The following is a 22,183-nucleotide window of genomic DNA, read 5'->3' on the forward strand; positions in this document are numbered from 1 at the left end:
ACCGTGGACCATGCGCCCGAAGCGCGGAGCGCGATCCGCAAGATCACGATCCGGATCGTGCCGTTCGTGGCACTGATGTTCTTCATCAACTTCCTGGATCGGACCGCGATCTCCTTCGCCGCACCCGGCGGGATGGAAGACGATCTCGGCTTGTCGGCAGCGCAGTTCGGCCTGGCCTCCGGCGTCTTCTTCATCGGCTACATCCTGTTGGAGGTGCCGTCCAACCTCGCACTGCACCGCTTCGGCGCCCGCCGCTGGCTGGCCCGGATCATGATCACCTGGGGTGTGGTCTCGCTGATCTTCGTGTGGGTGCAGAACTACCCGCAGCTGGTCGGGCTGCGCTTCCTGCTCGGCGTCGCCGAGGCAGGCTTCTTCCCCGGCGCGATCCTGTTCCTGTCCAGCTGGGTGCCGGCCGCCTATCGCGGGCGCATCCTGGCGCTGTTCTATCTGGCGCAACCGTTGACCAGCGTGATCGGCGCCCCGCTGGCCGGGCTGTTGCTGCAACAGCACGGCGCGTTCGGCCTCGCCGGTTGGCGCTTCATGTTCCTCGGCGTCTCGGTTCCGGCGATCGTGGTCGGCGTGATCTGCTGGTTCTACCTCAAGGATCGACCGGCTGACGCCGGCTGGCTGACCGCTTCCGAGAAGGGCTGGCTGCAGCAGACGCTCGCCGAGGAGGATGCGGCCAAACCCCAAGCAGGCAAGGAGACCGGCGGGTTGCGCGCGGCCTTCGGTTCCGGCCGGGTGTGGGCATTGTGCGGGGTCTACTTCGGCTTCATCTACGGTCTGTACGCTCTGTCCTTCTTCCTGCCGACGATCATCAGCGGCTTCTCCGAGCAGTACGGCATCACGATGACCGACCTGACCAAGGGCCTGATCACCGCCATCCCCTACGTCCCGGCCGCGATCGCGCTGTGGCTGTGGACCCGGGACGCAACCCGGCGCGGCCTGCGGACCTGGCACATCGCCGTGCCCGCGGTGGTCGGCGGGATCAGTGTGCCGGTGGCGCTGTTCGCCGGATCACCGGCGGCGACGATCGCCGTGATCGCAGTCACCGCGATGGCGATCTTCGCCGCACTGCCCAACTTCTGGACGCTGCCGACCCGCTTCCTGTCCGGTGCCGGCGCGGCCGCCGGCGTGGCGCTGATCAACACCGTCGGCAATCTGGCCGGCTTCGCCGCGCCGTACGTCACCGGTGCCGTGCACGACTGGACCGGCGGCTACCAGCTGCCGATGATCATCGTCGGGATCTTCATGCTGTTGTCGGCGGTGCTGATCGTCCTGCTGTCCCGCCGTGATCGGGTTCCCCGGATCGACCACGGCGCGGCTACGGATCGGGCGGCGGCATGAGCATCGGGACCGGGACGTACGCCTACTTCTGGCGGATGTCGGAGCGCGTCGCGTCGCCCTGGTCGTTGCAGGATGCGCTGCGCGACACGGCGGACCACGGTCTCGACCTCTTCCAGATCTGTGATCATCAGCCGCTGTCCGAAGCCGACGACGGTCGGCTCTCCGAGATCGCGGCGCTGGCCACCGATCTCGGGATCACGCTCGAGCTCGGCACCCGAGGGCTGGCCGAGGATCATCTGCTCCGCTATCTGCGGATCGCCGAACGGCTCGGCGCCCGACTGATCCGATCGATGTGGACCGCCGGCGACGACCGCCCGGGCGCGGTCGAGGCCGAGCGTCGGTTGCGGGCCGTGCTGCCCGCCTTCACCGACGCCGGCGTGACGCTCGCCCTGGAGACCTACGAACAGGTGTCCACCGTCGACCTGGTCGGACTGATCGAACGGATCGACTCCCCGCAGCTCGGTATCTGCCTGGACCCGGGCAACACGGTGGCCAATTTCGAGCAACCCGACGAGGTCACCCGACGCTGTGCGCCGTACGTGAAGAACTGGCACGTCAAGGATTTCGATTTCACCCGTTCACCGGGTTGGGTCGGCTTCTCCTACACCGGCGTGCCGATCGGCACCGGCCGACTGGACTACGACGGCATCCGCGCCGCGATCGAACCCGACCGCCGCGGCATCAACCAGATCATCGAATTCTGGCTGCCCTGGCAGGACAGCCCGCACGCCACCGTCGACACCGAAGCACGGTGGACCGCCGACACCATCGCCTATCTCAGGAGCAAACAAGCATGACCGACACCGCAGCCCCGACCCTGACCGTCGCCGTGATCGGCGCCGGCGGCAAGATGGGCACCCGCGTCTCCGACAATCTGGCCACAAGCGACTACAACGCCTTGTACAGCGAGAATTCCGCCGCCGGCCAGCAGGCGATCAAGGACCTCGGCCGCGAGGTCACCCCGACCGATCAGGCCGTGCCACAGGCCGACGTGGTGATCCTCGCGGTCCCCGACACGGTGCTCGGCGTCGTGTCGGAGGCGGTGGTCCCGCAGCTCAAGCCCGGGGCGATCCTGCTCACCCTCGACCCGGCCGCCGCCTATGCCGGGCTGCTGGCGCAGCGCGACGACGTCCATTACGCCGTCGCGCATCCGTGTCATCCGTCGGTCTTCTCCGAACGCACCACCCCCGAGGAATGGGCCGACACCTTCGGCGGGATCGCCGCCCCACAAGAGGTCGTGGCCGCCTTCGAGACCGACGACGAGGATCTGCGCGCCCGGGCCGAAGCCGTGATCTCGACCATCTATGCACCCGTGATCGCGGTGCACTGGGTGACGGTCAAGCAACTGGCCGTGCTGGAGCCGACCCTGGTGGAGACCATCGCCTGCATGATCGGCGAATTCCTGCACGAGGCGCTCGAGGAGACCGTCAACACGGTCGGTGTCCCCCGCGAGGCCGCACGCGCGATCCTCTATGGACACACCTGGATCGCGCTGACCAACGGCCTGCGTGGCTCCAACCCGTTCTCCGATGCCTGCCACATCGCGATGGGCTACGGCCGGGAGTCGATCATCAAGGAGGACTGGAAGAAGATCTTCGACGACTCCGAACTGGATGCGGTGATCGCCAAGATGCTCAAGATCGACGCGGTCCGGCGGTGAACCGACCATGATCGACTCCCAGCGGTTGACCGACCGGACGGCGCTGGTCACCGGCGCCGGTTCGGGAATCGGCCGGGCCGTCGCAACGCGCTTCCTGGCTGAAGGCGCCCGGGTCGTCTTCGCCGACCGCGATCGTCGGGCCGCCGAAGCAGCCGCCGATGATCACGACCGCGGCCGGGCGTTGACCATGGACATCAGCATCGAGGACAGCGTGATCTCCGGCTTCGAGGAACTGATCAGCGACGGCTGGGCACCCGATGTCGTGGTGGCCAACGCCGGTGTGCAGCTCTTCGGCCGGGACGCTCCGATCGCCGATGCGGATCTGGAGACCTGGCAGCAGACCATCGACGTCAACCTGACCGGCACCTTCCTGACCCTGCGGCAGGCGGTCCGTACGATGCTGGCGCAGGACGGCGGTTCGATCATCCTGACCGGCAGCCCGACCGGACTGAACGGCGAGGGCAAGGACTTCACCGCCTACAGCACCTCCAAGGCCGGCATCCACGGGCTGTGCCGGACGGTCGCGGCGGCCTATGCCGGCACCGGCATCCGGGTCAACACGGTCGTCCCCGGCTACACCGAAACGCCCTTGGTGACAACCATCTCCGGCGATCCGACCGAGCGCGCCAGCATCGTGTCGCGGATCCCGCTGGGCCGTCCCGGGACGGCCGACGACGTGGTCGGGGTCATGGTCTATCTCGCCTCGGACGAGTCGTCGTTCGCGACCGGCTCGCTGTTCCGGGTCGACGGCGGGATGACGACGTTGTAGGACGGGATCCGGTGAGCAGGGCTCAGGCCTTGCGGCCGAAGACATGCGACACCCACCAGCGGCCATGGCTGTCCTTGTGGGCGCCGAGACCGTAGTTGCGATACTCCTTGCGCAGGATGTTCTCCCGGTGATCCGGTGAAGCCATCCAGGCCCGGGTCACCGCCTTGCCGCTCCGGTAGCCGACCGCGATGTTCTCACCGGTGGAGCGCAGGCCGCACTGCGACAGGATCGGACGCAGCCGCTGATGCTGCAGACTCTGCCGCTGGGCCATCCGCTTGGCCTGCGCCTCGGCGTAGCGATCGAGGCAGGCGCTCCAACGAAGCTTGACCAGACCGCGCGAGGTGCGTTCGGCATTGGTGTGCCGGGCCGCCGACTTCTCGTACTTGGCTCCGTGCGCGGCCTCGGCCGTCGCGACCGGGCCACCGATCACCGGGAACAAGCCCAGCAGCACGATCGTTGCCGACAGCGCGATCAGCTTGCGCTGAATCCGGGAGCGTCGGCTCCTGCCGAGCGTGTTGATCCGTTCAGTGATCGCCGTCATGGCCACCTCCACCAGAACCCGAACTGCACCGGAACCGCATCTGCTGTGTCGAAGCCAGCTCACCGGCGTCACGGACAACTGTTGTCCCCCGCCAGGTCCAGGTCAAGCATCGACGCGTCGTGGTAACGTTATCCCGCCTTGCGGCCGGTGCTCGCTGACCGACGGGGCCACCGCTGCTCTTGGTCGAGGAGGACCAACCGTGTCCGAGCCACGCATCCGACGCACCAGCTCGTCGCAATCAGGGTCATCGCCATCCGAGTCGTTCCGAACAAAGGCATCACCATCCGGGCTGATCCGGGCGCTGGCAGCCTTCGTGATCGCACTGTCCCTCGTCCTGACCGGCTGCACCGCCGGAACCGCAGGGATGGGATCGGGAACCAATGATCCGGCCGGCACATCCGGCAGCGCCGGCGGTTCGGCTCCCTATCTCGCCTATTCCCCGTGCTGCAGTTGGGGTACGACCTGGTCGAACAACCCGTACAACGTCAACGGTCTGAGCAACATCCTGAACAATTTCGTCCTGATGCCGCTGGCGATCCCGAAGTATCCGAGCCTGACCGAGTACGTGCCGCAGCTCGCCGAGAGTTGGCAGGCCCGCAACGGCAGCATCACGCTCAAGATCCGGCAGGCCGCGAAGTGGGAGGACGGCACCCCGGTCACCAGCAAGGACGTCTACGACACAGCGATCCTGGACGCCACCCGCGGCGACGCGTTCTGGAACGACATCACCAAGATCGACACGCCCGATCAGCACACGGTCGTCTTCACCCTGAAGAAGGGCCAGCCGGTCGCGCTGGCGCAGAGTGATCTGTTCGGCATGATCACCTACCCGTCCAGCGTGTACGGCAAGTTCGTCACCGATCAGCTGGAGTCCGACGTCGTCAGCTATTGGACCGCGTACCAGAAGGACCCGGACAAGGCGTCGAAGATGCCGGAGTTCAAGCGGATGGGCAAGACCTTCAAGAAGGTCGCAAGCTACGAGGTCGACAAGGTGATCGGCAACGGCCCGTTCAAGCTGAAGAACATCACCACCAAGGAAGCCAAGATGCCCAAGTCCGCCACCTTCTGGGCCGCGGACAAGATCAAGATCGGCGGGCTGGACTACACCAACGGTGACACCACAGTGATCTATCCGCAGATGTTCAGCGGCCAGACCGACATGTCCAACGTCTACATGCCGCCGCCGATCCTGAAGCGCTGGAAGAACACCGAGAACGCCCAACTCGCGCTGCCGTTGGCGTTCGGATTCGCGATGGGCTTCAACAACCACAAGTATCCGTTGAACATCAAGGAGGTCCGTCAGGCGCTGGCCTACGTCATCCCGCGGGAGCAGATCAGCAACGCCGCGTACGGCACCGAGGCCGGCGCCGGCGGCACCTGGAAGGAGGTCAATACCGGGATCTCGCCGTCGCTGGAGAAGCTCTACCTGCCGCAGGACAAGATCAACAAGTTGAACAAGTATCCGGTCGATCCGGCCAAGGCCACCCAGCTGCTGAAGTCGAAGGGATTCACCAAGAAGGGCGACACCTGGATCACACCCAAGGGCAAACCGTTCAAGCTCACCTTCCTGGTCAACTCGGCGACCTCCGACATCGTCACCTCCTTCAACTCCGCGGCCAAGGCGCTGACCGCGTTCGGGATCAAGGCCGATGTGAACGCCACCTCGGGTGCCCAGCAGGACGCCGATCAGCACAAGGGCGACTTCGACATCGGGATGTACTTCGTCGGTGGGAACAACCCGCTCGGCATGTACGCCGCGATGCTCGGCCCGGGCAACAACTTCAGCTCCGCGGGCAACTACGCCGACACCCGCGGGCTCGGCTTCGGTCCGACGATGAACGTCCCCGGCTTGGGCGAGGTGGACGTACCCAAGACGATCGACAAACAGACCAGATCGGTCGCGCCCGGACCCGAGATGAACAAGCAGGTCTGGAACTGGGCGCAACTGGTCAACGACGAGGTCCCGTACATCTGGTACTCGACCAAGGTCTACCAGTTCCCCTACTCGACCAAGAACTTCACCAACTGGCCGCCCGTCGACAAGAACAACACCAGTCCGTTGTGGGACATCATCGGTGCCAACCTCAGCGGTGGTCTGTCGTTGGCCCTGCAGCAGGGCTACATCACACCCAAGGCGAAGTGACGGCGCTCGGACTCGGCATCAGACCCCGGCCGAGGCATCGATATCCCTGCCTCGGCCGACGAAGCTGAGGATGCGGGTCGGTAGTTCGACGGTCCGCGGCGGCTGGGTGGCGGTGCCCTCCAGCCGTTCGAGCATCATTCTGGCCGCGAGCCGGCCGAGCTCGCGGGCGTCGTGATCGATGATCGTGATCGGCAGCCCCAGCACGTCGGCCAACTCGAAGTTGTCGAAGCTGAGCAGGTGGATCGGGTCGGTCCTCGCACGCGCCGTCGATGACCGCAGCGCGCGGACCGCACCGATCGCGTTCTGGTTGTTGGCGCAGAACACCGCGGTCGGCGGGTTGCGGCGGCCGAGCAGGTCGAGCATCACCCGCTCGGCCGACTGCACATCGCTCTGGCCGGCGAACACCAGCGCCTGATCCAGCTCGATCCCGGCGTCCTCGTGCGCCATCCGGAAACCGTCGAATCGGCGCAACCCGGTGAAGACCGAGGTAGCGGTGCCGAGGTAACCGATCCGCCGATGGCCGGCAGCCAGCAATGCGGCGGTCTGTTCGTAACTCGCGCCGATGTCATCGACCAGGACGGTGTCGGCTCGTGCCCCTTCGACCGCACGGGATGCCAGCACCAGCGGCGTACCACCCAGCGCCTGCGGCAGCAGATGGCGCCGGGCTCCGGCCGGGACGACGATCAGTCCTTCGACCTGACGGCCGATGAACTTGGAGATCAGCGTGCTCTCCCGGTCCTCGTCCTCGTTGGTACTGCCGATCAGCAGACCCCGACCGGAGGCACCGACGACCTCGTCGGCGCCGAGCAGCAGTTCGGCGTAATAGGGATTGGCGATGTTGGTGATCGCGACCCCGATCAGCCCGGATCGTTGACCGGGCCGCAGACTGCGGGCCTGTTCGTTGCGCCGATAGCCGAGTTCGGCCACCGACGCGCGGACCCGCTCGGACAACTCAGGGCTGACGTTCTTCTGCCCGGACAGGACGCGTGACACGGTCATCGGGCTGACACCGGCATGCGCGGCGACTGTCAGGATCGTCGGCTGCCTGCCGTCCGCACCGGCCACCTACCCACCTCATCTCCGTCGGTCGGACCGAGCGCGACCTGGTCCGTCGGTCCACACGGTAACCGCAGCCACAGCTCGATGGGCACGCCACGACCGGAAAGGTCGAGATCGCGGATGCGCGGTGGAGGATGCGGCTCGCCGAAAACCGGACACTCGTCCACAGTTCCCTGCCGGACGCAAGGTCCGCGAGCTGCGGCTCCCCGAGGAAATTCGGCCGACTGTCCAGAAATCGCGACCTGTCGACGCCGATCAGCCCGGAAGATCGGCCGAATGTCCGGACATCGCGCTTCACAGCCGCTCGCAGCGAAGACCGACCGAGTGTCCGGAATTCGCGCGCCCGGGAATGACAAGATCCCGGCATCGGAAGGGATGCCGGGATCTGTCGAGGACGTACGGGGTGGGTCAGTAGGCGGCCTGGCTGGGGTCGATCTGGGAGACCCAGGCCGACACCCCACCGCCGACGTGGACCGCATCCTTCAGGCCGGCGCCGTGCACCAGGGCCAGCACCTCGGCCGAACGGCCACCGACCTTGCAGTACAGCACGACCTGCTTGTCCTGCGGCAGTTGCGGGAGGGCGGTGCCGTTCTGGAAGTCACCCTTCGGGATCAGCACCGAGCCGGGGATGTTGTTGATCTCCCGTTCGACCGGTTCGCGGACGTCGATCAGCTCGAAGTCCTTCTCGCCCTTGTCCCGCGCCTCCAGCCACTCCTTCAACTGCCCGACACTGATCGTGCTGCCCGAGACGGCCTCGGCCGCCTCCGGGGTCAGGTCGCCGCAGAAGGCGTCGTAGTCGATCAACTTCTCGATCGGCTCACTCTCGGGATCCTTGCGCAGCTTGAGAGTCTTGTAGCTCATCTCCAGTGCGTCGTAGACCATCAGCCGGCCGATCAGCGGATCGCCGATACCGGTGATCAACTTGATCGCCTCGGTCACCATGATCGAACCGATCGACGCGCAGAGCACGCCGAGCACGCCACCCTCGGCGCAGGACGGCACCATGCCGGGTGGCGGCGGCACCGGGTAGAGGTCGCGGTAGTTGGGTCCGTGCTTCTCCCAGAAGACCGAGACCTGGCCCTCGAAACGGAAGATCGAACCCCACACGTACGGCTTGCCCAGCAGCACGGCCGCATCGTTGACCAGGTAGCGGGTGGCGAAGTTGTCCGTGCCGTCCAGGATCAGGTCGTACTGGGCGAAGAGCTCCAGCACGTTGTCGTTGTCCAGCCGGACGTCGTGGGTGATCACGTTGACCAGCGGGTTGACCTCGGCGATCGACTCCTTGGCCGACAGCGCCTTGGACTTGCCGATGTCGGACTGCCCGTGGATGATCTGCCGTTGCAGATTGGACTCGTCGACGGTGTCGAACTCGACGATCCCCAGGGTGCCGACGCCGGCTGCTGCGAGATAGAGCAACGCCGGGCTGCCGAGACCGCCCGCGCCGATCACCAGCACCTTGGCGTTCTTCAGCCGCTTCTGGCCGTCCATCCCGACGTCGGGGATGATCAGGTGCCGGCTGTAACGCTGCACCTCTTCCTGGGTCAGTTCTGCGGCCGGCTCCACCAGTGGCGGTAGGGACACCATTCCTCCTGCGGCTTGGTCCTCTGGGTGCTCCGATCCGTGGAGCCCCGTCGATCTCCAACGGTAACTGCCCCACCGGCGGTCCTATTCCGGGATCCACCTGGTGAGCACCTCATGCGCCGGGCGTTCGCCGGTGCCGTCAGCCGGCGTCCAGGGCCTCTCCGGTCGGTGTCAGTGCGCGCGGGCCAGTGGGATCGAGGTCAGAGGGGCCCGTCGTCGCCGGTCCAGCGGCGAATTGCGGCGGTCCAGCCGCCGGTCCAGCAGCGTGAGCGCCGCGGCGGCCTCACCGGCATTGATCAGGCAGAACAGCAGTGCTTCCTCCACGATCTCCCGTTGGGCGGCCGAACCGCCGACCCGGACCAGGACCGGCAGCACATCGCGCAGACCTCGCGCCGCCTGCCGCCACTGCCCGTCGAGTACGGCGCCGAAGGCCTGACAGACCGGCGCGACCACCGTCCGCAGGGTCGGGTCGGAGGACGCCAGGCAGTGCTCCTGCAGTCGGCGGAGGGCGGCCGGATCCTCGGCCGCGGTCAGCGCGACCGCCGAGTGCAGCGCCACGAACGGGGTCTGCGGACGGGAGACCAGATCCTCCCCGACAGCCTCCAGGATCGGCGCCATCGGTGGCGGCGGTCCTTCACCGACGAAGGCGGGTGTGGCACCGCAGGTCGCCGCGGCCGTGTCCCAGTCGGAGGTGGTCAGTTGCCACCGCCACAGCAACGACGCCGAGTCGATCAACGCCCGGACCCCGGTGACCGCCGGCGGCGCCAACTGGCTGTAGTAGCGGCGCCGGACGGCCTCGGTGTCGCCGAGCGCCAGCTCGTGCAGCGCGGCATGCCAGGAGAAGTGTGCCCGATGGCTGGCCGCGCGTCCGGTCTCGGCGACCCAATGGTCCAGCCAGGTGCGACCGTCGACATGCTGGCCGGTCTCGTACAGCACGTGCGTCTGGGCATGCACCGCATGACCCGAGGACGGTTCGCAGGACAACGCACTCTCGGCCAGCAGTCCGGCGTCGTCGAAGCGTTCCTGATCCTGCCGGGTGAAGGCCAGCAGCGAGATGTACCACCAGTGGTCGCCGTAGGCGGGCGCCAGCCCTTCGACCAGGTCCCAGGCCTCCCGTTGGACGTCGGTGACACCGGAGAAGGCGATCGTCGGCACCGCCGCCGACACCGCCAGCACATCGCGGGGATGGGCGGCGATGTGCGCCATCAGCGCCGTGGCACCGGTGTCGCGGACGTCGTCGACCCGTCGGCCGACGACTTCGACCAAGCCGGCCTCCCGGGCGTCCCCGCGCTTGCCGATCGCTGCCCGGGCTGCTGCCAGGTTGGCCCGTACGTCGGTCCGGACGCCTGCCTCGTGGCCCAACATGGCCAGCGCTGCGTGCGCCACCGCGAAGTCGGGATCCAGTTCGGTGGCGGTCCGGATCAGTTCGTCGCCACCGGACTGCAGCCGCATCACCCGTTCGAGTCCTGCGTTGAACGCCGCCGCGGCCTCGGCCGTCGTCGACAGCGGCAGCCCCAGCGGATCGCGCGGCCGAGCGATCGGATGCCGGCCGCTCACCCACCGGCCGTCCTCCAGCCGCCGTGGCTGCGGCGCCACCTCGTCCAGGATCGCGGTCGCGATCGCGGAGGCCTGCACCCTGATCTCGGGCACCGCCGTCGATTCCCACAGCTCCCCGCGGCGCAGCGCGCCGAGTGTCCAGACCGGTGCGCCGGTCCGACCGGCGGCATCGAGCAGCCGACCGCCGTCGGTCCGCAGCCCCAGCCCCTGTGGGTCGACGGTGGCAAGCGCGCCGCCGGCCCGTGGCCGGAGCAGGTCGTCCAGCAGTGGATTGCCCAACGTCCGCAGGTCGGTCCGCGGACCGGTGCAGTTGATCACCCAGCCGACGTCGTGCCGGGTCCCGTCGCTGAACGTCACCCGGAGGCCACCGGTCGGCAGTGGCTCGGCGTCGATCACCTCGCCGGTGGACAGTGCCAACCGGTGAGAGGCGAGCAGCGAGTCGATCACGGCCCCGCTGCTCGGCGGCATCCGATGCCGCAGTGCGCCCCAGGCGCCGGCGTGTTCGGTCACGAATCGTCGTCGATCGGCGTCGTCCAGCCGTCCCCAGAGCTCGGCGATCCGATGGCGCAACCCGTCGGCTGCCGGTCGCCAGTCGCCGGTCTCGGCACGGACCTCCGACAGGTGGCGAGTGGCGCCGGCGACGATGCTGTCCAGCTCACTGCCCCAGTCGGAGATGTCGGGGATCGCGGCCAGCTTGGCCTCGGGCAGATGCCGCCTGGGCAGTCGGCCGCTGCGGCTGATACCGAGCAGCCGGCGGTCCGGGCGGTTGCCGGCGCCGGACAGGGTGAGGACGACATCGACCATGGTCAGGCCGGTGCCGACGATCAACACGTCGGACGGTCCGCTGTGGTCGCGACGTACGAGATCGAGCACGCCGGGTGCCCACGGGTCGCGGATGAAGAAGGGCGAGTCCAGCAATGACCGGCCGGCCCAGTCGTGGCCGACCTGTGGCAGTCCGGTCGCGACCACGAACGCGTCCGCCGGCATCTGCTCGCCGGTTGCGGTGACGACCGACCACTTCTCACCGGCCCGGCTACCGCCCTCGTTCGGCGACAACGGGTCCTGATTGGTCATCACCAGGCCGGTCGCCTGAGTGCGCAGGTGCCGGATGGTGACCAGATCCTCGGCCGCGCGCAGCTCGGCGGCCAACGTGGCGTCCAGATAACGGGCCCAGGTCCGACGGGACACGAACGCCTGCGGATCGGCAACGCCGTCGAGGTCCTCGGCAGCCAGCCAGCCGACGAAATGCGCGGGATCCTCGGGCAGCGCCGACATCCCTGCCGCCGGCACGTTGAGCAGATGGTCGTCCTCGACCGTGCCGAAGGCGACGCCGCGGGCCCACCGATCGGCCGGGTCGAGCAGCACCAGATCCAGCCCCAGCGAACGGCGTCGCGCGGCCCGTACCAGAGCCAAGGCGGTCAGAGTCCCGGCAGCGCCCGCTCCCAGCAACGTCACGGTCGGTCGTCCGCCGGCCGAACCCGAGATCTGTGGCGCACTGGTCAGTGGCGCATTGATCGGTGCCGCCTTGATCATCCGGAGCCCTCCCACTGTACCCTGTATTCCCGACCAGATTAATAGGTCTTGATCCGTGAGACGAATCTGGCGCGCCGACCCTCGCGGTCCACTCGGCTCGCCTGCGCCGAGGTCCGGAGCAGATCGGTTTAAGGTGCTCCAATGGCCAGCAACATGACGCGGATGCCGAGAGAGCAGCGCCGCGCCCAACTCCTCGAGGCCGCCAGCGAGGTGTTCACCGCCAACGGCTACCACGCTGCGGCGATGGACGACATCGCCGACGCCGCCGGGGTCAGCAAACCGGTGCTGTACCAGCACTTCGGTTCCAAACTCGACCTTTACCTGGCGCTCCTCGATCTGGCCTGCGACCGGCTGGTCGACCTGGTTGATCAAGCGCTGGCATCGACCGAGGACAACGCGCAGCGGGTGGTCGCGACGATGACGGCCTTCTACAGCATGGTTTCCAGCGAACGGGCCGAGTTCCGATTGATCTTCGAATCCGATCTGACCGGCGAGGCAGCCGTGGAGGAACGGATCTGGCGGGTCAACAACGACATCGCCGACCGGATCGCCACGGTGATCGCCGACGACACCGGGCTCGGCCCCGACCAGTCCAAGCTACTGGCCATCTCGCTGGTGGGGATCGGCCATGTCAGCGCGCGTTACTGGGTGACAGCGGGTCGGATCGAGCTCGCCGAGGCCCAACAACTGGTCAGTGATCTGGCCTGGCGTGGGATCAGCGGGTTCCCGCTCAGCGGCCAGGCTGAACACGCCCACCACTCCGGTCAACGATCGGAGCACCAGACAGGTCAGAATGGGCACGCAGGCCGCAATGAGCAGGAGACAGCATGACCGACAGTCCCGTCGCGCGGGCGCTGGCCGAGGCGAGCACCTGGGTCGTGGAGCTCGTCGTCGACCCCGAGTGGTACAAGGACCAGCAGAGCACCGCCGAGATGCCGGAGCCGGGTGAGCCGCAGTTGATCACGCTAGAACCGCCGTCGGCGCTGATCGGACGGCGCTCCCCCAGTCAGAATCCGACGCCGGAGATCGATTGCGGCGACGACGGGGGTGTCAGCCGTCGGCAGGCGCAGCTGTCCACCGACGGCAAGCAGTGGTGGATCGAGGACCTCGGCTCGGTCAACGGCACCTTCATCAGCCCCCTCGAAGAGCAGGACGCCGGCGCCGGCTTCCCGCAGACGCCGATCGAGATCGGCATCCGACATCCGCTGGCGCCGTACGACCGGGTCTATCTCGGCGCCTGGACCCGGCTGACCCTGCTGCCGCCGATGGACGGCCGCACCCCCGACTGATCGTCAACAGGCGACTGATCGTCAACAGGTCGACCGATCAGGAACAATCCAGTAGAGCTTTCCCGACGATGGTGCGGTCGGCGAGCGCGCGATGCGCCGCCGCAGCGTCGGCGAGTGCGAAGCTGCCGCCGATCCAGGCGGTGACATCGCCGTCCGCGGCCAACTGCAGAATGCGGAGCTGGCGATCCCGACGACCGCCGGCCGCGAGCTGCGACAGGATCTCGCCACCGATCACGCGGATCCCTTCCTGGGCAGCGTTCTGAGCAAGATCACCGGCGAAGTCGCCGGCGGCGTTGCCGTAGTTGAGATAGCTGCCGCCGGGCCGAAGGGTGCTGATCAGCCGTTCGGCTCCGTGCCCACCGACGCCGTCGAAGATCATCGTCGGCCGGGCGGCGGCGAGTCGGTCCAGCCAATCGACCTCGGTGTGGTCGAGCACCCGATCGGCACCGAGCCCTGCCGCGAAGTCGGCCTTCGCCGGGCCGCCGACGATCGCAACGACCGTGTGACCGCGCTGATGGGCCAGTTGGAGCAGGACGTTTCCAGCACCGCCGGCCGCCGGTGTGACCACGACGACCTGTGGCTCGGCCGGCTCCTCGATCGCGGTCTCCCAGAGCCCGATCGCGGTCCCACCGTCGTGCAACAGGGCCATCGCCGAAGCAAGATCAACATCGTCGGGCACCGGGACCAGCCGGTCGGCGGTCGCCACCATCTGCTCGGCATAGCTCCCCGGGGCGTCGACCAGGACGCGCCGGCCCAGCCACTCGACATCTGTCTCCGAACCCACCGCGGTCACGACGCCGGCACCACCGCGGCCGGGTGTCCAGGGAAAGTCGACGGTGAATCCGGGCGGCAGCGCTCCGCGGCGCATCAAGGCGTCCAACGACAGCACGCCGGACCAGGCCAGGTCGACCAGCACCTGACCGGCGGCGGGCTTCGGATCGGGGACCTGGACGGGCTGCAACACCTCGGGGCCACCGTGGGCGTCGGCTCTGATGATCAACATGCCGTGCAGGCTAGGAGCTCAAGCGTTGTTGAGGTCAAGCCTTCAGCGGTCGGGCGTCGCCGCGGCCACCGGCGGGTCGATCAGCGAGTCCCGGTCCCGGCTGAGTCGCTGCTTGCCCCAGACGCCGAGCGGAACGAGGGCGTCGTTCAGGCTGCTGCCGTGTTCGGTGAGCGAGTACTCCACCCGGGGCGGGACCTCGGCATGGACCTCGCGATGCAGGAGTCCGTCCTCCTCCATCTCCCGCAGATGCTGGGTCAGCATCTTCTCGCTGACGCCCGGCAGACCACGCCGCAACTCGGCGAACCGACGTGTGCCGTAGGCCTCCAACTCCCAGAGGATCAGCCCCTTCCACTTCCCGCTGACCACATCCAGTGCAGCGTCGATGCCGCAGACGTAGGGTCCGCGGCGACCTGCCTTCCTCATCCGATCACCTGTCTGTTGGTAGGGCGCGGCTCACCGAAAGGTAAGTACCCCAGTAATTAGTGGGTACTTCCATGATCATAAAACCCGCCGCAGCATGGCCGACATGACCGAACACTCTGCAGTCCCCACAACTCCAGCTACCCCGACTCCGGTCAGCGTGATCGGCCTCGGACCGATGGGCCGGTCGATGGTGACCATCCTGCTCACCGCCGGGCATCGAGTCACGATCTGGAATCGGACCCCGAGCCGGATGACCGATCTGATCGGACAGGGAGCCCGTGCCGCAGCCGATCCTCGCGCCGCGGTGCAGGCGAGCCCGGTGATCATTCTCAGCCTGACCGACTACCGCGCGATGGACGACATCCTCGGTCCGGTGGCCGACCGGCTCGCCGGCCGGACCATCGTCAACCTGAGCTCGGACAATCCCGACCGGACCCGGGACGCCGCGCGCTGGGCCACCGATCACGGCGCAGCCTTCCTGACCGGCGGTGTGATGGTTCCCGCACCGATGCTCGGCACGCCGGCCGCGTACGTCTACTACAGCGGTCCGTCCGTGACCTTCGACCAGCACCGCACACTGCTGGGCGCGATCGGCGAACCGCGCTTCCTGGGCAGCGATCCCGGCCTCGCCCAGCTGATGTACCAGGCGCAGCTGGACATCTTCCTCAGCGCGTTGTCCGGGCTGATGCATGCGACCGCACTCGCCGGCCGAGGGGGCATCTCGGCAACCGCGTTCATCCCCGAGGCGCTGCAGACCCTGACCGGCATCGGACCGATGCTCTCGGTCGGCAGGGACCTCGGCCGTCAACTGGAGGATCATGATCATCCGGGTGACCTGAGCACGGTCACCATGATGGGAGCGACTGCCGAGCACATCCTGCAGACCAGCCGATCAGCAGGCATCCAGACGGCGTTACCCGCCGCGGTGCTCGCGCACTATCGGACGGCGATCGACGACGGACACGGCGATGACAACTGGACCAGGATCATCGACGGCATCCGCCGCGGCGATGTGGATCCGATCCCGTCGGAAGCGGTGTCGGCATGAGTGCGGCAACCGTCCTCGGGCTCGGCCGGATGGCACCGAGCCGGGAACGGCGGCCCTGTACGACCTGGCCATGCTGTCGGCGATGTACGTCATGTTCACCGGATTCCTGCACGGTGCCGCGCTGACCGGCTCGGCCGGCATCTCGGCGAAGGATTTCGCCGACCGCGCCATCCCGTTCCTGACAGCGATGACCGGTGGAATGGCCGCGATGGCGGAGACCGTCGACCGGGCGGACTACGCGACCGACGTGCAGCCACTGGAGTGGACCGAGCTGGACACCCTGATCCGTGCCTGCCGGGAGGCCGGCATCAGCTCGGCACCGATCGTCCTGGTCGACGAACTGGTCCGCGCGCAGATCGACCAGGGTCACGGAGCCGAAGCGTTCGCCCGGATCCACCAAGGGCTGATCCAGGACTGATCCGCCAGGGGCTGATCCATCAGGGACTGATCCGCAGCCGGCCCAGCCGCCTCTCCGCCGCGGTCCGGCCTCCAGGGACGTCGACAGCTAATCAGCATTGCTATCTACCGGTATTCGTGATTACTATCTACTGGTAGTTAGCGACAAAGAGTAGCTCTTCCGAGCGTTCCGCCCGGGAGACCCGAACGAGATCGGCCGGCGACGTTTCTCGCCGCTGCCCCACCTGAGGAGAGAGCTGATGACCCCTTCCGAGACCACCGTCCCGTACGGCATCCCATTGGACCGTGAGACCCGGTTCGATCCGCCGGCGGCGATCATGGCCCTGCACCGCGACGCCGAGATGCGGCGACTGCGCTATCACCCGAACGGACGACTCGGCTGGCTCGTCACCAGCCACCGGCTGGCCCGCGCCGTCCTGTCGGACAGCCGCTTCTGTTCCCGCCTCGGCGGACCGGCGCAAGCGCCGGTGGCGATGTCAGGGCTCGAAGCGTACGCCGACTTCGAGGGCGACTTCCCGACCACGCCGGGCATGTTCATCGAGATGGATCCACCGGATCACACCCGGCTGCGGCGCAAACTCACCGGTGTCTTCACCGTCCGTCGGATGCGGGTGCTGGAGCCACGGATCGAACAGTTCGTCGACCAGCGACTGGACGCCCTGGCTGCGACGGGCGCACCAGCGGACCTGATCGAGCAGTTTGCGATGCCGGTGCCGGCGCAGATGATCTGCGAGCTGCTGGGCGTGCCGTACGAGCAGCGGGATCGCTTCGAGTCCGACACCTCCGCGATCTTCACCCTGAACTCCGGTGACGATGCCAAGGAGGCAGCGTTCGGACGACTCTTCGGCTTCATCAGCGAGCTGGCGCGGGCCAAGCGGTCCGAACCGACGGACGATCTGCTGAGCGATCTGGCCGCCGATCCGGAGCTGGACGAGTCGGAGATCGCCGGGATGGGCATGTTGCTGCTGGTCGCCGGTCACGAGACGACGGCGAAGATGATCGGGCTGGGAACCCTTGCCCTGTTGGAGAATCGCGATCAGTGGGATCTGCTGCGGGAACAGTCCGAGCTGATGGCGACAGCCGTGGAGGAACTGTTGCGGTATCTCACGATCATCCACACCGGCATCATCCGGCAGGTCAAGACCGACTTCGAGTTCGAAGGGCATCCACTCACGGCCGGCGAATACGTCACCGTGTCGGTGCAGACGGCCAACCGGGACGAGGCCCACTTCATCGATCCGGACACACTCGACGTCACCCGGGGCGCCAAGGGCCATCTGAGCTTCGGCCACGGCGTGCATCAGTGCCTGGGTCAACAGCTCGCCCGGATCGAGATGCGGATCGCGTTCTCACGATTGATCGACCGTTTTCCCGATCTGCGATTGGCCGTCCCGGCCGACGAGGTGCCGATGCGGACCGACCAGAGCTTCTACGGTGCGACAGAGCTCCCGGTGACCTGGTCGGACCGAGGTCAGGACTGAGATGGCGACGATCATCGCCGACACCGAGATCTGTGCGAGCTCGGGTATGTGCGCTCTGACCGCCCCGGACCACTTCGACCAGGACGACCAGGACGGCCGCGTCGTACTGCTCCGGGCCGAGGACGACGACAGCGAGGAGGTGGCCGATGCCGTGCGGCTCTGCCCTTCCGGGGCATTGCGTCTGGAACGGTGATCATCACTGCCGGCCCGGTCCCGGCGCGGCAGCCACCGACCGACCGGCGATCCGGGACCGAGGGGCTCAGCCGGGATCGCCGCCATCCACCGGTCGACTACGCTGAGGGATGCTCGACGGGTCGGCACTGACCGCCGAGCGGCACAGTGATCATGGATCCCGACCTCGAACGGTCGGGGCACAGGAGGAATGCACGTGGAGATCAAAGTCGGCATCCAGCACGTCAATCGTGAGGTGGTGTTGGAGGTCACCCAGTCCGCGGCCGAGATCGAGGAGGCGGTGGCCACGGCACTCGAGGCGACCGACCCGAAGCTGGCCGTGCTGACCCTCACCGACGAACGCGGCCGCAAGGTCCTCATCCCGTCGGACAAGATCGCCTACGTCGACATCGGTGAGGAGAACGGCCGCAAGGTCGGCTTCGGAGCCGTCTGACCGAGCGGCCGGACCCGTCCGGCGCGATCATCGGCGGTAGCCGGCGGCCTGGATGCCGTACAGCTCGGCATACAGGCCGTCGCCGGCGATCAACTCCTCATGTGAGCCGACCTCGACGAGCCGCGAGCCCTGCAGCACCAGGATCAGGTCGGCCATCCGCACGGTGGAGAAGCGGTGCGAGACCAGCAGCGTGATCCGTCCGGTATCGCTGCCGGTGCGACCATGATCGGCCCGGGCCTGGGCGACGAACGATTCGAACAAGGCGTGCTCGGTCTCGGCGTCCAACGCCGCGGTCGGCTCGTCCAACACCTGCAGCAGGGTGTCGCGGCGCATGAATCCGCGCGCCAGTGCGATCTTCTGCCACTGACCGAAGGACAACTCGGCACCGCCTTCCCAGGTCGGCCCGAGTTGGGTTCGGAGTCCGCGCGGGAGCCCGGCGATGACGTCGTCGGCGCCGGCACGCTGCACGGCACAGCCGACTGCCTCATGATCATCGCGCCGCGCAAGATCACCGACGCCGACCGAGTGCGTGGCCGGCAACTCGAAGTTGAAGAAGTCCTGGTACGCCCCCGCCAACCGCATCCGCCAGGCCTCGGCCGGCAACCGCTCCAGGTCGACGCCGTCCACCGTGATCCGGCCCGAGCTCGGTGTGTAGAACCGGGACAGCAGCTTCATCAGGGTCGACTTGCCGGCGCCGTTCTCCCCCACCACCGCGATCACCGCGCCGGCCGGCAGATCGACCGAGACGTCCTGTAGCGCGGGCCGATCCGCTCCCGGATAGCCGAAGCTGACCCGTTCCAGCCTGATGCCATCGGTCAGTCGCTCGGGAACGGATCCGGCGGCGGCGTCGGCATGCCGCCCGGCATAGCTCTCCAGCCAGGCCAACCGCTGGGATGCGTCCAGCCACATCCTGACGAAGTCGGCCTCGCCGGCCGTCATCGACACGTACTGCGACAGCCGACTGCCGGCGGTGACGATCATCAGCACCTGCCCGGCGGACCCGCCGAGCACCGTCGCGGTGATCACGATCGCCGCCACATAGGCGGCGGCGAAGACGATCCACGCAACGACCTGCCAACCGGCCGTCCCCCAACGCTGCCGCGCCTGCGGCCGATACCAGGCGTGCCAGACCCGACGCCGGCGCTCGACCAGCGAGGGCCCGAGCCCCCAGATCCGCACCTCCTTCGCCGGCTGCTGGGTCGTCCCGAGAGCGAACAGATGCCGGTGCCGGCGCTCCTGGGGAGCGACCCGTTCCAGCACCCGTTGCGCCGAAGCCGAACGGCGCGAGGACACCCAGACCGTGGGCAGCGCGAACAGTACGAGCAGTCCGAGCAGCGGATGCACGCTCATCACCAGTCCGACGGTGATGGCCAGTCGGAGCGCAGCACCAAGCATGCTGAACAGCGCGAGGAACATGTGGTCCAGCTGCCAGACCTGGTCCTTCAGCACGCTCAGTCGGTCCAGATACTCCGGTCGTTCCTGGTGCTCGATGGTCGGCACCTTGGCCTGCAGTCCTGCGACATGGCCTTCCAGAGCGGCGCCGACCCGCAGCCGGAACGTCCGCTGCACCCGGCCCGCAAGGGTGCCGAGCAGCCAGGAGCCGACACCGGAGGCGGCAAGGCCGAAGCAGCCGATCCAGGCCAGGGTCGGATCACGGTCGGCGAACGCATCGGCGAGCAGCATCAGCCAGAGCGCGAACAGGCTGTCCGGCAAGGCTTCCAGCAACGCCAGCAGCAGCGACACGATGATCAACCGAGGTTCGGCCCGATGGGCCAACTGCAGTGAACGACGCAGCGTCGGCAGTGCGGTCGGCACCTCGTCCATCGACTCGCCGGCAGCGATCGGGTCGGTGCGTTCCGCAGCGGTCGTCATGGCGTCTGGGTGAAGCGTGATGCCTGCAGGTCGAACATTGTCCGGTAACGGCCACCAGCTCTCATCAATTCGTCATGACTGCCGAGCTCGACCGCCCGGCCGCCCTCCAGCACACAGATCCGATCCGCCTGCCGGACGGTGGAGAAGCGGTGTGAGACCAGGATGGTGGTCAGCCCCCTGGTCGCGCGCAACACCGAGGAGAACACCTCCGCCTCACCGCGGACGTCCAGCTGCGCGGTCGGCTCGTCGAGAATGATCAACTTGGCACCGTGGGCGACCTTGGCCAGCGCTCGGGCCAGCGCGATCCGCTGCCACTGACCGCCGGAGAGGTCGGTGCCGCCGGCATACTGCTTGGACAGCACGGTCTGCTGATCTGCCAGCCCGGAGGCGCCGGCGGCGGACAATGCGGCATTGATCAAGTCCTTCGGTGCACCGGTCGGGGCGACGTTCTCGGCGACCGTCAGCTGATAGCGGACGAAGTCCTGGAAGGCCGCCGACACCTGCCGACGCCAGACATCGGGTTCGAGTTCACGAAGATCGATGCCGTCCACGGTGATCCGGCCGCCGGTCGGATCGTAGAGCCGGGCCAGCAGCTTGACCAACGTCGTCTTGCCTGCGCCGTTCTGGCCGACGATGGCCAGCGAGCCGCCGGCCGGGATGGTCAGGTCGAGACCGTCCAGGATCGGTGGACCTCCCCGGTAGCCGAAGGACACGTTCTGCAGCCGAATCTCCCGACTGGGCAGGGATCTCGGAGACTGCGCTTGATCCGACCCGCCTGCCGTCGCTGCGGTCCGCAAGGCTCCGACCCGGCGCATCGTCGGCAACAGATCGTGCACCACCGGGACCGGTCGCGCTCCGTCGGAGAGCCACCAGTCGAATTCCATCGTGGCCAAGCTGCTGACGCCGATCGCCGTTCCGGCAAATGCCACCAGCCGGGACAGTTCCAGGTCGCCTTGGGTCGCCTGCCAGGCCAACGCGATGAAGACCACGCCGTTGCTGATGATCAACACCAGCAGCGTCAGCATGATCGAACGTTGCCGCAGCCGCAACGCTTCCAGCGTGATCGCCAGCAATCGCCGACGGCGGTCATTGAACCGGTCGGTGATCCAGTCGGCCAGTCCGAACAGCCGGATCTCTTTGGCAGCCGGCGCGTCCACGGCCATCCGGTAGGCGTACTCGGCGTGCCGTTGATGATCTTTGATCTCCGACGATCGCCAGTCCTTCCAGACGTAGCTCTCGCGCAGCAACAGGTGCGGCGACAGCCAACCGAACAGCAGCAGGATCCCTGCCCACCAAGCAAATCCGCAGAGCACGACCGCCGACGCGATGCCGGCGCCGAAGGCCGCCAGGCCGGACCCGATGAACGGCAGACTGTCCCGCAGCCGTGGCGAGGCGATGCCCAGATCGAAGTCGCGGGCCAGACTGAAATCGGCGGCCAGTTCCGGATCCTCCAGATGGGCGATCCCTGCCGGCGAAGTCGCCGCCACCAGCAGTCGGTCCTGCAACAGGGCGGCGGTACGGTCGCCGAGATTGGCCGCGATCGCCGACTGCACCGGGCCGAGGGTCTGCATCAGGGCGAACAGCGCACCGACGGTGATCAACCCGCGCGCCGCAGAATCGTGATCGGCGATCAGTCCGATCAACCAGCCGGTGGCGACAGCCAACGCCGGGGGCAGGGCCGCGCGGACGAGAGTGAGCAGCCACCACGCCCCGGCGAGTCGGCGATCCGCCGCCCAGATCGTGCCGAACAGCAGCCGCCACTCCGCCGAACCGGTGAGCCGGCCGATCACCTTCCGCAGCAGCCCCTTCATGCGATGCGCCCCGTCATCCGATCC

Annotated in this window: 20 protein-coding genes; 12 read left to right on the forward strand and 8 right to left on the reverse strand. The window is 67.6% G+C overall.

Annotation, left to right across the window (positions count from 1 at the left end; all coding sequences use genetic code 11):
- Nucleotides 1-3: 3 nt before the first annotated feature.
- The 4 genes from BLU38_RS01175 to BLU38_RS01190 are packed head-to-tail and all read left to right on the forward strand — an operon-like array spanning nt 4 to nt 3,776.
- Complete coding sequence (locus BLU38_RS01175; RefSeq protein WP_231920125.1) at nt 4-1,347, forward strand: MFS transporter; 1,344 nt, start codon at nt 4-6, stop codon at nt 1,345-1,347.
- Nucleotides 1,344-2,144 carry a sugar phosphate isomerase/epimerase family protein gene (locus BLU38_RS01180; RefSeq protein WP_091518562.1) on the forward strand — a complete coding sequence of 267 codons (801 nt, stop codon included), beginning with the start codon at nt 1,344-1,346 and terminating at the stop codon, nt 2,142-2,144. The genes BLU38_RS01175 and BLU38_RS01180 overlap by 4 nt, the downstream gene beginning before the upstream one ends.
- Complete coding sequence (locus BLU38_RS01185) at nt 2,141-3,007, forward strand: phosphogluconate dehydrogenase C-terminal domain-containing protein (protein WP_091518567.1); 867 nt, start codon at nt 2,141-2,143, stop codon at nt 3,005-3,007. The genes BLU38_RS01180 and BLU38_RS01185 overlap by 4 nt, the downstream gene beginning before the upstream one ends.
- Nucleotides 3,008-3,014: 7 nt before the next feature.
- Nucleotides 3,015-3,776, forward strand: a complete 762-nt coding sequence (locus BLU38_RS01190; RefSeq protein WP_091518569.1) for an SDR family NAD(P)-dependent oxidoreductase — start codon at nt 3,015-3,017, stop codon at nt 3,774-3,776.
- Between the two features lie 22 nt (nt 3,777-3,798).
- Here BLU38_RS01190 and BLU38_RS01195 read toward each other — a convergent pair whose 3' ends face one another.
- Entirely contained in the window at nt 3,799-4,317 is a 519-nt protein-coding gene (locus BLU38_RS01195; RefSeq protein WP_091518572.1) for a CAP domain-containing protein, read from the reverse strand.
- Between the two features lie 313 nt (nt 4,318-4,630).
- Between BLU38_RS01195 and BLU38_RS01200 the strand changes: the two genes are divergently transcribed.
- The gene (locus BLU38_RS01200; protein WP_157683130.1) at nt 4,631-6,460 is read left to right on the forward strand and encodes an ABC transporter substrate-binding protein; all 1,830 of its coding nucleotides are present in this window, start codon (nt 4,631-4,633) and stop codon (nt 6,458-6,460) included.
- An 18-nt stretch (nt 6,461-6,478) separates the two neighbouring features.
- On the opposite strand, the gene BLU38_RS01205 is transcribed toward BLU38_RS01200, so the two are convergent.
- The 3 genes from BLU38_RS01205 to BLU38_RS01215 all read right to left on the reverse strand — a co-directional run bounded on the left by BLU38_RS01205 (nt 6,479) and on the right by BLU38_RS01215 (nt 12,190).
- Complete coding sequence (locus tag BLU38_RS01205; RefSeq protein WP_091518579.1) at nt 6,479-7,525, reverse strand: LacI family DNA-binding transcriptional regulator; 1,047 nt, start codon at nt 7,523-7,525, stop codon at nt 6,479-6,481.
- Nucleotides 7,526-7,927: 402 nt separating this feature from the next.
- Nucleotides 7,928-9,103 (reverse strand): adenylyltransferase/sulfurtransferase MoeZ, encoded by a 1,176-nt coding sequence (moeZ, locus tag BLU38_RS01210; protein WP_231920126.1) that lies wholly within the window; start codon nt 9,101-9,103, stop codon nt 7,928-7,930.
- 168 nt (nt 9,104-9,271) lie between these two features.
- Nucleotides 9,272-12,190 carry an FAD/NAD(P)-binding protein gene (locus tag BLU38_RS01215; protein ID WP_197679946.1) on the reverse strand — a complete coding sequence of 973 codons (2,919 nt, stop codon included), beginning with the start codon at nt 12,188-12,190 and terminating at the stop codon, nt 9,272-9,274.
- 141 nt (nt 12,191-12,331) lie between these two features.
- On the opposite strand from BLU38_RS01215, the gene BLU38_RS01220 reads away from it, so the two are divergent.
- On the forward strand, nt 12,332-13,021 hold the full coding sequence (locus tag BLU38_RS01220) for a TetR/AcrR family transcriptional regulator (protein ID WP_231920127.1): 690 nt from the start codon (nt 12,332-12,334) through the stop codon (nt 13,019-13,021).
- A complete protein-coding gene (locus BLU38_RS01225) occupies nt 13,018-13,479 on the forward strand; it encodes an FHA domain-containing protein (RefSeq protein WP_091518582.1) in 462 nt (153 codons plus the stop codon). The genes BLU38_RS01220 and BLU38_RS01225 overlap by 4 nt, the downstream gene beginning before the upstream one ends.
- 37 nt (nt 13,480-13,516) lie before the next feature.
- Here BLU38_RS01225 and BLU38_RS01230 read toward each other — a convergent pair whose 3' ends face one another.
- The gene (locus tag BLU38_RS01230; protein ID WP_091518586.1) at nt 13,517-14,482 is read right to left on the reverse strand and encodes a zinc-binding dehydrogenase; all 966 of its coding nucleotides are present in this window, start codon (nt 14,480-14,482) and stop codon (nt 13,517-13,519) included.
- A 42-nt stretch (nt 14,483-14,524) separates the two neighbouring features.
- Nucleotides 14,525-14,905: a winged helix-turn-helix transcriptional regulator gene (locus BLU38_RS01235; protein WP_091518589.1), complete on the reverse strand. Its 381-nt coding sequence runs from the start codon at nt 14,903-14,905 to the stop codon at nt 14,525-14,527.
- 103 nt (nt 14,906-15,008) lie between these two features.
- Here BLU38_RS01235 and BLU38_RS01240 point away from each other — a divergent pair, with 103 nt between their 5' ends.
- The 5 genes from BLU38_RS01240 to BLU38_RS01260 all read left to right on the forward strand — a co-directional run bounded on the left by BLU38_RS01240 (nt 15,009) and on the right by BLU38_RS01260 (nt 18,476).
- The gene (locus tag BLU38_RS01240; RefSeq protein WP_091531605.1) at nt 15,009-15,953 is read left to right on the forward strand and encodes an NAD(P)-dependent oxidoreductase; all 945 of its coding nucleotides are present in this window, start codon (nt 15,009-15,011) and stop codon (nt 15,951-15,953) included.
- Entirely contained in the window at nt 15,916-16,371 is a 456-nt protein-coding gene (locus BLU38_RS01245; protein WP_091518592.1) for an imine reductase family protein, read from the forward strand. Before BLU38_RS01240 ends, BLU38_RS01245 begins: the two co-directional genes overlap by 38 nt.
- A 238-nt stretch (nt 16,372-16,609) precedes the next feature.
- On the forward strand, nt 16,610-17,851 hold the full coding sequence (locus tag BLU38_RS01250) for a cytochrome P450 (protein ID WP_091518595.1): 1,242 nt from the start codon (nt 16,610-16,612) through the stop codon (nt 17,849-17,851).
- Nucleotide 17,852: 1 nt separating this feature from the next.
- A complete protein-coding gene (locus BLU38_RS01255) occupies nt 17,853-18,044 on the forward strand; it encodes a ferredoxin (protein WP_091518598.1) in 192 nt (63 codons plus the stop codon).
- A gap of 195 nt (nt 18,045-18,239) precedes the next feature.
- A complete protein-coding gene (locus BLU38_RS01260) occupies nt 18,240-18,476 on the forward strand; it encodes a DUF3107 domain-containing protein (RefSeq protein WP_091531607.1) in 237 nt (78 codons plus the stop codon).
- 27 nt (nt 18,477-18,503) lie between these two features.
- Here the strand turns inward: BLU38_RS01260 and BLU38_RS01265 are convergent, their stop codons facing one another.
- Both BLU38_RS01265 and BLU38_RS01270 read right to left on the reverse strand, forming a co-directional pair.
- Nucleotides 18,504-20,348, reverse strand: coding sequence for an ABC transporter ATP-binding protein (locus BLU38_RS01265; RefSeq protein WP_231920128.1), 1,845 nt, complete (start codon nt 20,346-20,348; stop codon nt 18,504-18,506).
- The gene (locus BLU38_RS01270) at nt 20,345-22,159 is read right to left on the reverse strand and encodes an ABC transporter ATP-binding protein (protein WP_091518602.1); all 1,815 of its coding nucleotides are present in this window, start codon (nt 22,157-22,159) and stop codon (nt 20,345-20,347) included. The genes BLU38_RS01265 and BLU38_RS01270 overlap by 4 nt, the downstream gene beginning before the upstream one ends.
- Between the last annotated feature and the right edge of the window lie 24 nt (nt 22,160-22,183).

The sequence above is a fragment of the Microlunatus soli genome, assembly GCF_900105385.1.
Taxonomy (GTDB): Bacteria; Actinomycetota; Actinomycetes; order Propionibacteriales; family Propionibacteriaceae; genus Microlunatus; species Microlunatus soli.

Bases quoted from the DNA above. Each gene is read 5' to 3' on its own strand.
- BLU38_RS01235 (WP_091518589.1), bottom strand. From the start codon at position 14,905: ATGAGGAAGGCAGGTCGCCGCGGACCCTACGTCTGCGGCATCGACGCT.
- BLU38_RS01190 (WP_091518569.1), top strand. From the start codon at position 3,015: ATGATCGACTCCCAGCGGTTGACCGACCGGACGGCGCTGGTCACCGGC.
- BLU38_RS01245 (WP_091518592.1), top strand. From the start codon at position 15,916: ATGTGGATCCGATCCCGTCGGAAGCGGTGTCGGCATGAGTGCGGCAAC.
- BLU38_RS01225 (WP_091518582.1), top strand. From the start codon at position 13,018: ATGACCGACAGTCCCGTCGCGCGGGCGCTGGCCGAGGCGAGCACCTGG.
- BLU38_RS01240 (WP_091531605.1), top strand. From the start codon at position 15,009: ATGACCGAACACTCTGCAGTCCCCACAACTCCAGCTACCCCGACTCCG.
- BLU38_RS01250 (WP_091518595.1), top strand. From the start codon at position 16,610: ATGACCCCTTCCGAGACCACCGTCCCGTACGGCATCCCATTGGACCGT.
- BLU38_RS01255 (WP_091518598.1), top strand. From the start codon at position 17,853: ATGGCGACGATCATCGCCGACACCGAGATCTGTGCGAGCTCGGGTATG.
- BLU38_RS01185 (WP_091518567.1), top strand. From the start codon at position 2,141: ATGACCGACACCGCAGCCCCGACCCTGACCGTCGCCGTGATCGGCGCC.
- moeZ (WP_231920126.1), bottom strand. From the start codon at position 9,103: ATGGTGTCCCTACCGCCACTGGTGGAGCCGGCCGCAGAACTGACCCAG.
- BLU38_RS01230 (WP_091518586.1), bottom strand. From the start codon at position 14,482: ATGTTGATCATCAGAGCCGACGCCCACGGTGGCCCCGAGGTGTTGCAG.
- BLU38_RS01180 (WP_091518562.1), top strand. From the start codon at position 1,344: ATGAGCATCGGGACCGGGACGTACGCCTACTTCTGGCGGATGTCGGAG.
- BLU38_RS01215 (WP_197679946.1), bottom strand. From the start codon at position 12,190: ATGATCAAGGCGGCACCGATCAATGCGCCACTGACCAGTGCGCCACAG.
- BLU38_RS01195 (WP_091518572.1), bottom strand. From the start codon at position 4,317: ATGACGGCGATCACTGAACGGATCAACACGCTCGGCAGGAGCCGACGC.
- BLU38_RS01220 (WP_231920127.1), top strand. From the start codon at position 12,332: ATGGCCAGCAACATGACGCGGATGCCGAGAGAGCAGCGCCGCGCCCAA.
- BLU38_RS01265 (WP_231920128.1), bottom strand. From the start codon at position 20,348: ATGACGACCGCTGCGGAACGCACCGACCCGATCGCTGCCGGCGAGTCG.
- BLU38_RS01270 (WP_091518602.1), bottom strand. From the start codon at position 22,159: ATGAAGGGGCTGCTGCGGAAGGTGATCGGCCGGCTCACCGGTTCGGCG.